We start from the raw sequence: 12740 nt of genomic DNA, 5'->3' as shown, positions 1-12740 counted from the left end.
CCCGACCAGCAGGAAAGGGTGTGATGCGGCCGACGACGGATGCGATGGGTGATGGGGGCGTCGTCGACGTGCTCGGGGTCGGTTTCGGGCCCGCGAACCTGGCGCTCGCGATAGCCCTCGACGAAGTGCCGGACGGTCGCCGCAGCGTGTGCTTCCTCGAGCGCCGCCGGAGCTTCGCCTGGCACCCGGGCATGCTGCTGCCGGGTACTTCGATGCAGATCAGCTTCCTCAAGGATCTGGTGACCCTGCGGAATCAGACCAGCCCCTTCTCGTTCCTCGCGTACCTCGGGGCCCGCGGCCGACTCGTCGACTTCGTCAACCGCGCCGTGCTGACCCCCGAACGAGCCGAGTTCGCCGACTATCTGGCCTGGGCGGCAGCGCCCTTCGCGGCGCAGGTGCGGTACGGCCACGAGGTCACGGGGCTGACTCCGGCCGACGGCGACGACGGTGCCAGATTCGCCGTCGCGCATCGCGGCCCCGACGGGACGGAGCGGATCACCCGCGCGCGCAGCGTCGTGGTGGCGCGGGGCCTGCGGCCGGTGCTGCCCGCGTGGGCCGACGAGGTCGGCACCGATCGGGTCTTCCACAACATCGAGCTCGTCCCGCGGCTCGAGGAGTTGGAACAGACGCTGCCCGAGGGCCTTTCCGGGGCGCGGTTCCTGGTCGTCGGGGGTGGCCAGTCCGCCGCCGAGGTGGCCCTGCACCTGCACGACACCGGCGCGCGAGTGGACATGGTCTTCCACGGCTTCGGCCTCGGGGACGTGGACGAGAGCCCCTTCGTCAACCAGGTCTTCGACCCGGGCGTCGTCGACGAGTTCGACGTCGCGTCGGCGGAGGTCCGGGACGCCCTGTTGAAGCGCCACGGCAACACGAACTACGCCGCCGTCGAACACGCCCTGACCCGGGAGCTCTACGACCGCTGGTACCGCGAGGCCGTGACCGGCCCGCGGCGGCTGCGGGTGCACCGCACCAACGAGATCGTCTCCGCGTCCGTGACCGACGGCGGTGCCGTCGAGGTGGCTCGGCGCCGGATCACCACGGGCGAGCGGACGGTGACGACGTTCGACGCGGTGGTGTGCGCGACGGGTTTCGAGCCCGGCGGCCTCACCGGTCTGGATGGAGCGGTGCCGCCCGGTTCCGACGTGCACGTCGCCCGCTCGCACCGCGCCGTGATCGACGGTGTCGAGCTGCCGGGGCTGTACGTGCAGGGTGCCGACCTCCCCGGGCACGGGCTCGGGACCACGCTGCTGTCCAACGTCGCGGTGCGCGCGGGCGAGATCGCCCGGGCGCTGGATCACGAGGAGTCGACATGACCACGCGGACACCGGCGGGCACCATCCTCTTCGCCGCGACCGAGCGCACCCCGTACACGGTCTTCGTCGCGGAGGACCCCCGCGACATCGAACGCGCGCAGGCCCTGCGGTACGACGCGTTCTCCACCGAACTGGGCGCGCCACTGCCCGGGGCGGTGCTCAGCGAGCGACTCGGCCGGCCGATCGACGTCGACCGCTTCGACGACTACAGCGCGCACCTCCTGGTGCGGCACGACCCCACCGATGAGATCGTCGGCTGCTACCGGATCATCCTGCCTGCACCCAGCGGAGAGCGGGAGGTGTTCACCACCAGCATGTTCCGCCTCAGCCCGGCGTTCGCGGCGATGGCGGACGACGTCGCGGAGTGGGGCCGCGCCACGATCGCCGCGGGCTACCGCGGCGGCGTCGTCTCGATGCTGCTGCGGATCGCGCTGCTGGCGTTCTACGAGCGCGCCGGATTCCGGTACGCGATGGGCTGCATGTCGGTGCGGATGGAGGACGGCGTGCACCCCCGCGCCGCGCTGGTCCGGGCCGCCCTCGGCTTCCTCACCGACAACGACGCGCTCGCCGACGGTCCCGTGCGCGCCGACCCCCTCCGGCCCGTCGCCGTCGACGGGATCCCGATCGGCGAGTTGCCCCGGCCCGCCGGAGCCGACGAGGATCTGGTCCCGCCGACGATCCGGATCGCCGTGCGGTACGGCGGCATCGTGTGCGGCATGCCTTCGTACGACCCCGATTTCGAGATGGCCGACTTCCTCGTGCTGTTCGAGGACGAGCGGATGCGCCGGGCCGGCTGCCTCGACGAGGTCCGTTCCTTCCTCGCGGCGCTGTGATCGCGCGTCTCACCCGCGCCGTCGCCGCGCGGCCCCGCACGGTGCTCGCGGCGTCGCTGCTCCTGCTCGTCGTGCTGGGCTGGCTCGGGGCGGGCGTCGGCGGCGCGCTCCGCAGCGGCGGCAGCACCGACCCCGCCGCCGAATCCGCCCGCGCGCAGCGGACCGTGGAGGACGACTTCCGGCGCGGCGGTTCCTCGCTCGTCCTCACCGTGCGTTCGGAGACGGCCGACTCGGTGCCGGCCGCCGCGGAGTACGGCCGCGCGGTGACGGACGGCCTCCGGCGCGCGCCCGCGGTGCAGTCCGCCACGTCCGGTTGGTCCGATCCCGCGGCCGCCGCGCGCCTGACCTCGGCGGACGGTCGCACCGGCCTCGTCGTCGCGAGCCTCGCCGGCGGCACGGGGGAGGCGCCCGACCACGCTCGCGCGATCGTCGACGGCCTGCCGCGCCCGCCCGACGGAGTGCGGGTCGAGGCCGGCGGCGAGGCGATGACCTACCTGCAGATCAACGAGCAGTCGGGCGATGATCTGATCCGGGCGGAGCTGATCGCCCTGCCCCTCACGTTCCTGGTCCTGGTGTGGGCCTTCGGCGGCCTGATCGCGGCCGCGGTGCCCGTCGTGGTGGGGATCGCCGCGATCATCGCGACCTCGGGACTGCTGCGGCTCGTGGCCGAGGCGACCGACGTCTCGGTGTTCGCGCTCAACCTCATCACCGCCATGAGCCTGGCGCTGGCCATCGACTACACCCTGCTCGTGGTCAGCAGGTATCGCGAGGAGGTGCCCGAGCGGGGGCGCGACGAGGCCCTCGTCACCGCGATGGCGACCGCCGGGCGAACGGTGCTGTTCTCCGCCGTCACCGTCGGGCTCAGCCTCGCCGCGATGGTGCTCTTCCCGATGTACTTCCTGCGCTCCTTCGCCTACGCCGGCCTGGTCGTCGTCGCGTTCACGGCGCTCGCCACGCTGATCGTGACGCCCGCGATCCTGACCCTGCTGGGCGACCGGATCGACAGGCTCCGGGTGGGCCGCGGGCCGCGCCACGGCGACGAATCCCGCTGGTACCGGGCGGTGCGAGCGGTCCAGCGCCGCGCGGTCCCGCTCGGGATCGCCGTCGTCCTGATCCTGCTCGCGCTCGGTGCGCCCTTCCTCGGCGCGAAGCTCGGCTATCCCGACGACCGCGCCCTGCCGGCCACCGCGTCGTCGCACCGGGTGGGCGACGAGCTGCGCACCGGCTTCCGGCCGAACCCCGCGGCCGACGTCCTGATCCTGCTGCCGGAGGGCGCACCGTCGGGTACGGAGGACTACGCCCGGGAGCTGTCCCGGACCACGGGGACCGGGCCCGTCACCGGCCCCGACGGGACGTGGCTGCGCGGGGTCCGCGTGGCCGACGGCGATGCCACGGCCCGAGCGGGTTTCGCGCGCCTGGTGACGGTGACGAGCGAGTACGACCCCCGGTCGGAGCCGGGCGTCGCTCAGCTGGACGCGCTGCGTGCCGTGCCGGCGCCCGCCCCGACGCTGTTCGCCGGTGCGGCGCAGGCGGACCGGGACGCGGTGGACTCGATCCTCGGGGCGGTGCCGCGGGTCCTCGCGGCGATCGCCGTGACCACCTTCCTGCTGCTGTTCCTGCTCACCGGGAGCCTGCTGCTGCCGCTGAAGGCGTTGGTGCTCAACGTGCTCTCGCTGTCCGCTACCTTCGGCGCGATGGTGTGGATCTTCCAGGAGGGGCACCTCGGTGGGCTCGGGACGACGGTGACCGGCCACCTGATCGCGGACATGCCGGTGCTGATGTTCTGCATCGCCTTCGGATTGTCGATGGACTACGAGGTCTTCCTGCTGTCCCGGATCCGCGAGGAGTGGCAGGGCCTGCCCGGGCGGGACCGCGACGCGAACGACGAGGCCGTCGCCCGCGGTATCGCGAGCACCGCGCGGGTGGTCACCGCCGCGGCGCTGCTCATGGCCGTCGTCTTCGCGGCGATCGGCTTCTCCGAGGTGTCGTTCATGCGGATGCTCGGTGTCGGCCTGGCCATCGCAGTGCTGCTCGACGCGACCCTGGTGCGGCTGGTGCTGCTCCCGGCGTTCATGCGGATCGCGGGGACCGCGAACTGGTGGCCGGGTCGCGTCAGAGCCAGCCGCGGCGCTTGAAGGCCGCGTACAGGCCGCCGGCCAGAGCGAGCATCAGCACCACGCTGATCCAGAAACCCCACTCCTGGCCGAAGCCCGGGTAGGGCACGTTCTGGCCGAAGTACCCGGTGATGGCGGTGGGGACGGCGATGATCGCGGCCCAGCTGGTGAGCTTCTTCATCACGGTGTTGAGCTGGTTGTCCACCAGCGCGAGGTTCGTCGAGCGGACCGACTCCACGGCGTCGCGCAGGCCCTCGGTCCAGTCCGCGGCGCGCATCGTGTGGTCGTAGACGTCCTCGGCGTAGGGCAGCAACGCGTGCAGGTCGGGTGCCGCGGACACGCGGCGCAGCACCGACCCCACCACGTCGCGCATCGGCAGCACGATGCGGCGCAGCTCGCCCACCTGCTTGTGCAGATCGAACGTCATCTGGGAGACGCGGTCGCTGGAACGGCCGTCGAACAGGATCGATTCCACGTCGTCGAGCCGTTCGTCGACCACCGTCACCCGCGCGGTGTACCCGTCGACGACGGCGTCCAACAGCATCATCTCGAGCGATTTCGGGCCGTACTGCAGCAGATCCGCGTTGTCGGAGATGGTCTCCGCCACGTCGTCGACGGGAAAGCCGTCGCCCAGCCGCACCGTCAGCACGCCGTGCTCGAACAGGAACAGCGAGAGGCGACTCGTGGCACCGTCCTCGGCCAGCGTGTACGCCGTCACGAACATGATCTCGCCGTAGCGCAGGGACTTCGGGCGCTCGTGGACGGTGAGCGCGTCCTCGACGGCGAGCTTGTCCAGGCCCATCGTCTGCACGAACGGGGCGAACTCCTCTTCGGTCGGGTCGAGCACGTCCACCCAGATCAGGGTCGACGGTGCCGCGAGCGCCCGCGTGGCGGCCTCCGTCGCGGCGTGGTGGACGACGTCGAAGCACGCGTCCGCGTCGCTCACGAAGGTCCGGAGGGTCACGTCCATGGGCGCAACCCTAGGACGCGCCGGCCGGTGGGCGCTCCACGAGTTCGGCGAGGGACGCCGGAGCCTGCACGCAGTAGGAGTCGGTGAGGAGTTCGGCGACCTCGTCCCAGTCGGTGTGCTCGTCGACCAGGATCCCGACGGTGCTCTCGCCCCAGTCGACCCGGAAGTAGGGGTCGCCGAGGTTCTCGAACGCCGGGACCTCTCCGGGCTCGGCCCGGAAGATGAGCCGGAACTGCTGGTCCTCGCCGCCGAAGACGTGGGCCACCGTCGCCCCGCGGACGCGCCAGCGCGTGCCCACCCACGCCCGGTCGGCGACGCATTCGGGGAAGGCCTCGAGGATGCCGGCGAGGCGGTCGATCCACTCGTCGGGAACGTCTGGTCGGGCGGTCACGGTGCCAAGGGTATCGTCGGGCGCATGCTGAACGTGGGTGTCCTGGGATCCGGCGGCAAGGTGGGCCGCGCGATGGTCGATGCGGTGGAGGCGGCCGACGACCTGGAGCTGAGTGCTGCGGTCGACGCGGGTGACATGCTCACCGGGCTGCTCGACTCGAACACCCAGGTGGTCATCGACTTCACCCATCCCGACGTGGTGATGGACAACCTGAAGTTCCTCATCGACAACGGGATTCACGCCGTCATCGGCACCACCGGCTTCACCGACGACCGCCTCGACACCGTGCGCGAGTGGCTCGCCGAGAAGCCCGAGGTGGGTGTGCTCATCGCGCCGAACTTCGCGATCGGCGCGGTGCTCACCATGCGCTTCGCGGCGCAGGCCGCGAAGTACTTCGATTCCGTCGAGATCATCGAGCTGCACCACCCCTCCAAGGCGGACGCACCGTCCGGCACGGCCACCCGCACCGCCGAGCTCATCGCCGAGGCGCGTGAGGAGGCCGGCCGGGGGAAGATGCCCGACGCCACCTCCGCCGAGTTCGACCGCGCCCGCGGCGCTCGCGTCGACGGTGTCCGCGTGCACTCCGTCCGCGTCGCGGGCCTCGTCGCGCACCAGGAGGTGCTGCTGGGCACCCAGGGCGAGACCCTGACCATCCGGCACGATTCGCTCGACCGCAGCTCCTTCATCCCCGGCGTCCTGCTCGGCGTGCGCGGCATCTCCTCGCGGCCCGGCCTCACCGTGGGCATCGAGCCGCTGATGGATCTGTGAGTGCGATGACGCAGCGCGATCGCGGCAACCTGGGCCAGTTGCTGGTCATCGGGTTCCTCGCGGTCGCGATGCTCATGTACATCGGTCTCATCGGCGTCTGGGCGTGGATGATCGCGCGGCGCGGCGGGGGAGCGAACCTGGGCCTCGCCTTCGGCATGGTGCTGGTCGGACTCGTGGGCCTGTGGATCCTGTGGTCCGTGCTCAGCAACGGCTACGCGCATCAGCGGCTCGCCGCCTCCGCGAAGGCGCTCGGCCGGGACCTCGACGTCTCGGATCTGCCGACGATGCCCTCCGGTCGCGTGCAGCGCGACGCGGCCGATCAGCTGTTCGCGCAGGTGAAGGCCGAGTACGAGGCCGAGCCGGAGTCGTGGGTGAACGCCTACCGGTTGGCCCGCGCCTACGACTACGCGGGCGATCGCTCGCGCGCGCGGGACTGGATGACGCGCGCCGTCTCGATGGAGAAGAAGGCGCGCTGATGGCCGTCCTCCTCGTGATCCACCACACCCCGTCTCCGCACTGCCAGGAGATGTTCGAGGCGGTGATCGCGGGGGCCACCGATCCCGAGATCGAGGGCGTCGAGGTGGTGCGACGTGCGGCGCTGGCGGTGACGGCGTCGGACGTCCTCGCCGCGGACGGCTACGTCCTCGGTTCGCCGGCGAATCTGGGCTACATCTCCGGCGCGCTCAAACACGCCTTCGACACCATCTACTACCCGTGCCTCGACTCGACCCGCGATCGGCCGTTCGGGCTGTACCTGCACGCCAACGAGGGCGGCGAGGGCGCCGAGCGGGCGGTGGATTCGATCACCGCCGGGCTCGGCTGGGTGAAGGCGACCCCGCACGTCGTGCTCTCCGGGAAGCCGACGAAGGCCCAGCTCGAGGAGTGCTGGAACCTCGGCGCCACCGTCGCCGCGCAGCTGATGTAGCAGTACGGCGGGAACCGCGCCGTGGATTCACAGGGCGGCCGGGCGGCACGGCGGGCGGCCACGCGCCCGACGCCGATAGGGTCGGGTGGTGGCTGAATCGCGGCTCGACCTCCTGCGCTGGCAGTTCGACCTGACCTGGGCGCTCGGCGAGGTGCACCTCGCCGAGCTGACTCCCGACGACTTCCGGTGGGAGCCGGCGTCGCTGACCTGGACGATGCGCCGCGGCGACGACGGCGCGTGGATCGCCGACTGGGCCGAAACCGAACCCGACCCGGTACCGGTGCCGACGATGGCCTGGATCAGCTGGCACATCGGCTGGTGGTGGGGCACCACCGCGGACCACCTCCTCGGTCGGCCGGTCCGCGCACGCGAATCCGTGCGATGGCCGGGCCCCGACGGGGCGGTGGCGTGGCTGACGACGCAGCGCGACGAGTGGTTGACGGTGCTCGGCGCGCTCACCGAGGAGCGCCTCGACGAACCCTCGGCGTACCCGTGGCCCGAGGACGCGGGCCTGACCGTCGGGCACCAGGTCGCGTGGGTCAACGCCGAACTGATGAAGAACCTCGCGGAGATCGGTCAGCAGCGCCTCGCCCGCGCCGCCCGGCTCGCGGGCTGACCGGCGCGCCGTTCGTGCCGCCGCGACCGGAGCTCGTCGGGGCTCGCCTCTAGACTGGGGGCGTGATCGCGACGCCCTACGAAGACCTGCTCCGCGACGTGATGGAGAACGGCACGCACCGGCCGGACCGCACGGGCACCGGGACGCGCAGCGTCTTCGGCCGCCAGCTGCGCTACGACCTGTCGCAGGGCTTCCCGCTCATCACCACCAAGCGCGTGCACATGAAGTCCATCGCGTACGAGCTGCTGTGGTTCCTCCGCGGCGACTCCAACGTCAAGTGGCTGCAGGACAACGGCGTCACCATCTGGGACGAGTGGGCGGCGCCCGACGGCGAGCTCGGCCCCGTCTACGGCGTGCAGTGGCGCAGCTGGCCCACCCCGAACGGCGAGCACATCGACCAGATCAGCAAGGCCATCGAGACGCTCCGCACCAACCCGGCCAGCCGGCGCAACATCGTCTCCGCGTGGAACGTCGCCGAGATCGAGAACATGGCGCTGCCGCCCTGCCACGCGTTCTTCCAGTTCTACGCGGCCGACGGGAAGCTGAGCTGCCAGCTCTACCAGCGCAGCGCCGACCTGTTCCTCGGCGTCCCGTTCAACATCGCCAGCTACGCGCTGCTCACCCACATGGTGGCCGCGCAGGTGGGCCTCGAGCCCGGCGATTTCGTGTGGACCGGCGGGGACTGCCACATCTACGACAACCACGTCGAGCAGGTCACCGAGCAGCTCAGTCGCGATCCGTACCCGTACCCGCGCCTGGAGCTCGCCGACCGGCCCAGCATCTTCGACTACGAGTACGGCGACATCACCGTCCACGGCTATGAGCACCATCCCGCGATCAAGGCGCCGGTGGCGGTCTAGTGATCGGGCTCATCCACGCCCTGGTGGCAGAGCAGTGATCGGCCTGATCTGGGCGCAGGCCCGCGGGGGAGTGATCGGCGCCGACGGCGGGATCCCCTGGCACATCCCCGAGGACATGAAGTTCTTCCGCGAGACCACCGCCGGCGCGACCGTCCTGATGGGCCGGCGCACCTGGGACTCCCTGCCGCCGCGGTTCCGGCCGCTCCCGGGCCGCACGAACATCGTCGTCACCAGGGACCGGTCCTGGCGTGCCGACGGTGCCGTGGTCCAGCACGCCCCCACGCTCCCGGACGGGGACGTGTGGGTGATCGGCGGCGGCGAGATCTACGCTGCGGCACTGCCCCACGCGGACCTGCTCGCCGTCACCGAGGTGGACGCCGACATCGACGGCGACACCCGCGCACCGTCGATCCCCGGTGACTTCACGCTCGAGGCGGACGCGCCCTGGCGCGAGTCCTCGTCGGGCCTGCGCTACCGGCACCTGACCTATCGGCGCAACCGCTAGCCAATAGCAGCTTTCCGCCGCCGGGTGGGTAGCCTTAGCGCTTATGAGTGCGACCCCGGCGACGACAACGCCCACCACCCCCTTCGGCGCGATCTCCGTGGCGATGGTGACCCCGTTCAAGGCGGACGGCACGCTGGACCTCGAGGCCGGGCAGAAGCTGGCGTCGCACCTCGCCGATCAGGGCTGCGACGGGCTCATCGTCGCGGGCACCACGGGTGAGTCGCCCACCACCCAGCCGTGGGAGAAGATCCAGTTCCTCAAGGCGATCCTCGAGGCCGTCGGCGACCGCGTGAAGATCACCGCGGGCGTCGGCACCTACGACACCGACGAGTCCGCCGTCTTCGCGCGGGATGCGGCCGAGGCCGGCGCGCACGGCCTGCTCGTGGTGACCCCGTACTACTCGCGGCCCCCGCAGGCCGGGCTGCTGGCGCACTTCACGACGGTGGCCGACGCCACCGACCTGCCCGTCCTGCTCTACGACATTCCGCCGCGCTCGGTGGTCCCGATCGAGACGGACACCCTGCGCAAGCTCTCCGAGCACAAGAACATCATCGGTGTGAAGGACGCGAAGGGCGATCTCGGCGCCGGCGCCCGGCTCATCGCCGAGACCGATCTGCAGTTCCTGTCCGGCGACGACCCGCTGAACCTGCCCTGGCTCTCCGTGGGCGCGCTCGGTTTCGTCTCCGTCATCGGGCACGTCGTCGCGCCGCAGCTGCGCGCGATGCGCGACGCCCACCTCGCGGGCGATAACGCCCGCGCCCAGAACATCAACGCCTCCCTCGGGCCCGTCTACGAGGCCATGGCCGGCCTCGGCGGCGTGACCTTCTCGAAGGCGGCACTGGCCCTGCAGGGGCTGGATATGGGCGTACCGCGGCTTCCGCAGGTACCGCCCACCGGTGAACAGCGCGACCGGCTCGCAGCGCTACTGACCCAAGCGGGGGTGCTCTAAACAATGACCGACGGTGCAGCAGGCGGAGCCCGACGGAGCCGAAAGGCCACCCGGCAGGCGGGACCGCCTGCCGAGCCCAAGCCGGTGATCTCCACCTCGGCGGCGCGGATCGTCGTCGAGGACAAGGCCCCGGCGGCCCAGGCGCCCGCGGCGCAGGCGCCCGCGGCGCAGGCGCCCGCGAAGGCGGACGCACCCGCGAAGGCCGAGGCGAAGCAGCCGCAGAAGGCCGCGTCGAAGGGCGGCGGGAATCGTCGCGGCGGCGGGCGCCGCGGTGGTGGGCAGAAGGCACCGTCGGCCGCCGTGGAGCGGCTGGGCGCGCCGCCCAAGCTGCCCAAGGGCGGCATGCGCGTGGTCGCGCTCGGCGGCATCAAGGAGATCGGTCGCAACATGACCGTCTTCGAGTACGACGGCAAGCTGCTCGTCGTCGACTGCGGCGTGCTCTTCCCCGAGGACCAGCAGCCCGGCGTCGACCTCATCCTCCCGGACTTCCGCTACATCGAGGACCGCATCAAGGACGTCGAGGCGATCGTGCTCACGCACGGCCACGAGGACCACATCGGCGCGGTGCCCTTCCTGCTGCGCCTGCGGCCCGACATCCCCGTCGTCGGCGCCAAGTTCACGCTCGCGCTGGTGAAGGCCAAGTGCGACGAGCACCGGCTGCGGCCCAAGCTGATCGAGGTCCGCGAGGGCGAGTCGACGAGCCACGGCCCGTTCGAGTGCGAGTACTTCGCCGTGAACCACTCCATCCCCGACGCGATCGCCGTGGCGATCCACGCGGGCGGCCAGGTGGCGCTGCACACCGGTGACATCAAGCTCGACCAGCTGCCGCTCGACGGCCGCCTCACCGACCTCGCCGGCTTCTCGCGGCTCGGCGACGCGGGCGTGGACCTGTTCCTCGTGGACTCGACCAACGCCGAGGTCCCGGGCTTCGTGACCCCCGAGCGGGAGATCGGCCCCGTGCTCGACAACGTGATCGGAAGGGCCAAGGGCCGCGTGATCGTGGCGTCCTTCGCCTCGCACGTGCACCGCATCCAGCAGATCGCCGAGGTCGCGATGGCCCACAACCGGCGGATCACGTTCGTCGGCCGGTCGATGGTGCGGAACATGGCGCTCGCCCAGGAGCTCGGCTACATGCACCTGCCCGAGGGCGTGGAGGTCGACCTCGACACCGCGGCCTCGCTGCCCGACGACCGCGTCGTGCTCATCTCCACCGGCTCGCAGGGCGAGCCGCTGGCCGCGCTCTCGCGCATGGCCCGCGGTGAGCACCGCAACATCACCATCTCGCCGAACGACCTCGTGGTGCTCGCCAGCTCGCTCATCCCGGGCAACGAGAACTCCGTCTTCGCCGTGGTCAACGGGCTGTCCAAGCTGGGCGCCAAGGTGATCACGCAGCAGAGCGCCAAGGTGCACGTGTCCGGCCACGCCAGCGCCGGCGAGCTGCTGTACCTGTACAACGCGGTGCGGCCGCGCAACGCGATGCCCGTGCACGGCGAGTGGCGGCACCTGCGGGCCAACGCCGCCCTGGCCGAGGCCACCGGCGTGCCCAAGGACCGCATCATGCTCGCCGAGGACGGCGTCGTGGTCGACCTGGTGGGCGGCGTCGCGAAGATCGTCGGGCAGGTGCCCGTCGGCCATGTCTACGTGGACGGCAGCTCCGTGGGCGACGTCGGTGAGTCGACGCTGTCGGACCGCCTCGTCCTGGGCGAGGGCGGCTTCATCGCCATCACCGTCGCCATCGACGAGGAGGGCAACGCCGTCAGCAAGCCCGAGGTCTCGGGCCGCGGCTTCTCCGACGACCCGACCGCGCTCAAGGAGGCGGAGCAGATCGTCGAGGACGTGATCGCCGACCTGGCCGCCGAGGGCGTCAAGGAGGCGCACCGCATCGCGCAGGGCGTTCGACGGGCCGTGGGCCGCTGGGTCGACAAGGCCTACCGGCGTCGGCCGATGATCGTCCCCACCGTGATCGTGGTGGGGGAGTAGCGAACATCGTCTGAAGCGTTCTGCGACGTCTCCGCAACGGGAGGTCGCAGAACGCTTCGAATGGTGTTGGTCGCGGTGCCGGACCAGGCGTCAGTACGCCTGATCGACGCGGTCGATCTGGGCGCGGAAGAGTCTCCAGAACTGGTCGCGGTCGACCTCGGTCGGCGCAGCGTCGGCGGCGCCGGCCATGAGACCGAAATTCTGCACGCTGACGGCCAGCGATACGCCCTTGGCGTCGAGGTACCCCTCCATCGCGGCGAGCTGCCCTGATCGCGTTCGTATCTCGATGACGGTGGCCGGTCTGCGCAGCAGATCGTCCGGCAGCCAGGCGGTGCGGGCCGTCTCGCCACCCTCCGCGACGCAGGCGAATCTGCTGAGGACATTGGTCGCGGAGATGGTCGCCGCGGTCACCTCGAAGCGCAGGGCGAAAGCGTCCAACACGGCGCTGGTCGACGACAATCCGAGGCCGTCGCGGGCGCGTTCGTGGTTCCGCGTTGCGGTGAAACAGGGCTCGTC

14 protein-coding genes are annotated in these 12740 nt (G+C 71.4%); 11 read left to right on the top strand and 3 right to left on the bottom strand.

Features of this window, described 5'->3' with window-relative positions; all coding sequences use genetic code 11:
- The first annotated feature begins 23 nt into the window (after positions 1-23).
- From ACNAYW_RS17050 to ACNAYW_RS17040, 3 genes are read left to right on the top strand one after another with little or no spacing between them, the layout of a single operon-like run.
- Positions 24-1313: a SidA/IucD/PvdA family monooxygenase gene (locus ACNAYW_RS17050; RefSeq protein WP_415850854.1), complete on the top strand. Its 1290-nt coding sequence runs from the start codon at positions 24-26 to the stop codon at positions 1311-1313.
- Positions 1310-2146, top strand: a complete 837-nt coding sequence (locus tag ACNAYW_RS17045) for a GNAT family N-acetyltransferase (protein WP_415850853.1) — start codon at positions 1310-1312, stop codon at positions 2144-2146. Before ACNAYW_RS17050 ends, ACNAYW_RS17045 begins: the two co-directional genes overlap by 4 nt.
- Entirely contained in the window at positions 2143-4281 is a 2139-nt protein-coding gene (locus ACNAYW_RS17040) for an MMPL family transporter (RefSeq protein WP_415850852.1), read from the top strand. The genes ACNAYW_RS17045 and ACNAYW_RS17040 overlap by 4 nt, the downstream gene beginning before the upstream one ends.
- Here the strand turns inward: ACNAYW_RS17040 and ACNAYW_RS17035 are convergent.
- Together ACNAYW_RS17035 and ACNAYW_RS17030 are read right to left on the bottom strand one after the other, a co-directional pair.
- Complete coding sequence (locus ACNAYW_RS17035; RefSeq protein WP_415850851.1) at positions 4259-5230, bottom strand: magnesium transporter CorA family protein; 972 nt, start codon at positions 5228-5230, stop codon at positions 4259-4261. The genes ACNAYW_RS17040 and ACNAYW_RS17035 overlap by 23 nt on opposite strands.
- Before the next feature lie 10 nt (positions 5231-5240).
- Positions 5241-5621, bottom strand: coding sequence for an MmcQ/YjbR family DNA-binding protein (locus tag ACNAYW_RS17030; protein WP_415850850.1), 381 nt, complete (start codon positions 5619-5621; stop codon positions 5241-5243).
- 24 nt (positions 5622-5645) lie between these two features.
- On the opposite strand from ACNAYW_RS17030, the gene dapB reads away from it, so the two are divergent.
- From dapB to ACNAYW_RS16990, 8 genes are all read left to right on the top strand, one after another.
- Positions 5646-6389 (top strand): 4-hydroxy-tetrahydrodipicolinate reductase, encoded by a 744-nt coding sequence (dapB, locus tag ACNAYW_RS17025; protein WP_415850849.1) that lies wholly within the window; start codon positions 5646-5648, stop codon positions 6387-6389.
- 5 nt (positions 6390-6394) lie between these two features.
- Positions 6395-6865 (top strand): hypothetical protein, encoded by a 471-nt coding sequence (locus ACNAYW_RS17020; protein ID WP_415850848.1) that lies wholly within the window; start codon positions 6395-6397, stop codon positions 6863-6865.
- Positions 6865-7314, top strand: a complete 450-nt coding sequence (locus tag ACNAYW_RS17015) for a flavodoxin family protein (RefSeq protein WP_415850847.1) — start codon at positions 6865-6867, stop codon at positions 7312-7314. The genes ACNAYW_RS17020 and ACNAYW_RS17015 overlap by 1 nt, the downstream gene beginning before the upstream one ends.
- A gap of 88 nt (positions 7315-7402) precedes the next feature.
- Complete coding sequence (locus ACNAYW_RS17010) at positions 7403-7930, top strand: DinB family protein (RefSeq protein ID WP_415850846.1); 528 nt, start codon at positions 7403-7405, stop codon at positions 7928-7930.
- A 62-nt stretch (positions 7931-7992) separates the two neighbouring features.
- Positions 7993-8790 carry a thymidylate synthase gene (locus ACNAYW_RS17005; protein ID WP_415850845.1) on the top strand — a complete coding sequence of 266 codons (798 nt, stop codon included), beginning with the start codon at positions 7993-7995 and terminating at the stop codon, positions 8788-8790.
- A gap of 34 nt (positions 8791-8824) precedes the next feature.
- A complete protein-coding gene (locus tag ACNAYW_RS17000; protein ID WP_415850844.1) occupies positions 8825-9295 on the top strand; it encodes a dihydrofolate reductase in 471 nt (156 codons plus the stop codon).
- Positions 9296-9338: 43 nt separating this feature from the next.
- Positions 9339-10244 (top strand): 4-hydroxy-tetrahydrodipicolinate synthase, encoded by a 906-nt coding sequence (dapA, locus tag ACNAYW_RS16995; RefSeq protein ID WP_415850843.1) that lies wholly within the window; start codon positions 9339-9341, stop codon positions 10242-10244.
- A gap of 3 nt (positions 10245-10247) precedes the next feature.
- Positions 10248-12224, top strand: coding sequence for a ribonuclease J (locus tag ACNAYW_RS16990; protein WP_415850842.1), 1977 nt, complete (start codon positions 10248-10250; stop codon positions 12222-12224).
- Between the two features lie 90 nt (positions 12225-12314).
- Here the strand turns inward: ACNAYW_RS16990 and ACNAYW_RS16985 are convergent, their stop codons facing one another.
- Entirely contained in the window at positions 12315-12665 is a 351-nt protein-coding gene (locus ACNAYW_RS16985; protein WP_415850841.1) for a hypothetical protein, read from the bottom strand.
- Between the last annotated feature and the right edge of the window lie 75 nt (positions 12666-12740).

The sequence above is a fragment of the Tsukamurella ocularis genome (assembly GCF_965138335.1).
Classification (GTDB): Bacteria; Actinomycetota; Actinomycetes; order Mycobacteriales; family Mycobacteriaceae; genus Tsukamurella; species Tsukamurella ocularis_A.
The sequence above is the reverse complement of the archived record's forward strand: the minus strand, read 5'-3'. Positions and strand labels throughout refer to the sequence as shown.

Coding starts and splice junctions, on each gene's coding strand:
- ACNAYW_RS17050 (WP_415850854.1), top strand. CDS start 24: ATGCGGCCGACGACGGATGCGATGGGTGATGGGGGCGTCGTCGACGTG.
- ACNAYW_RS17045 (WP_415850853.1), top strand. CDS start 1,310: ATGACCACGCGGACACCGGCGGGCACCATCCTCTTCGCCGCGACCGAG.
- ACNAYW_RS17035 (WP_415850851.1), bottom strand. CDS start 5,230: ATGGACGTGACCCTCCGGACCTTCGTGAGCGACGCGGACGCGTGCTTC.
- dapB (WP_415850849.1), top strand. CDS start 5,646: ATGCTGAACGTGGGTGTCCTGGGATCCGGCGGCAAGGTGGGCCGCGCG.
- ACNAYW_RS17020 (WP_415850848.1), top strand. CDS start 6,395: ATGACGCAGCGCGATCGCGGCAACCTGGGCCAGTTGCTGGTCATCGGG.
- ACNAYW_RS17015 (WP_415850847.1), top strand. CDS start 6,865: ATGGCCGTCCTCCTCGTGATCCACCACACCCCGTCTCCGCACTGCCAG.
- dapA (WP_415850843.1), top strand. CDS start 9,339: ATGAGTGCGACCCCGGCGACGACAACGCCCACCACCCCCTTCGGCGCG.
- ACNAYW_RS16990 (WP_415850842.1), top strand. CDS start 10,248: ATGACCGACGGTGCAGCAGGCGGAGCCCGACGGAGCCGAAAGGCCACC.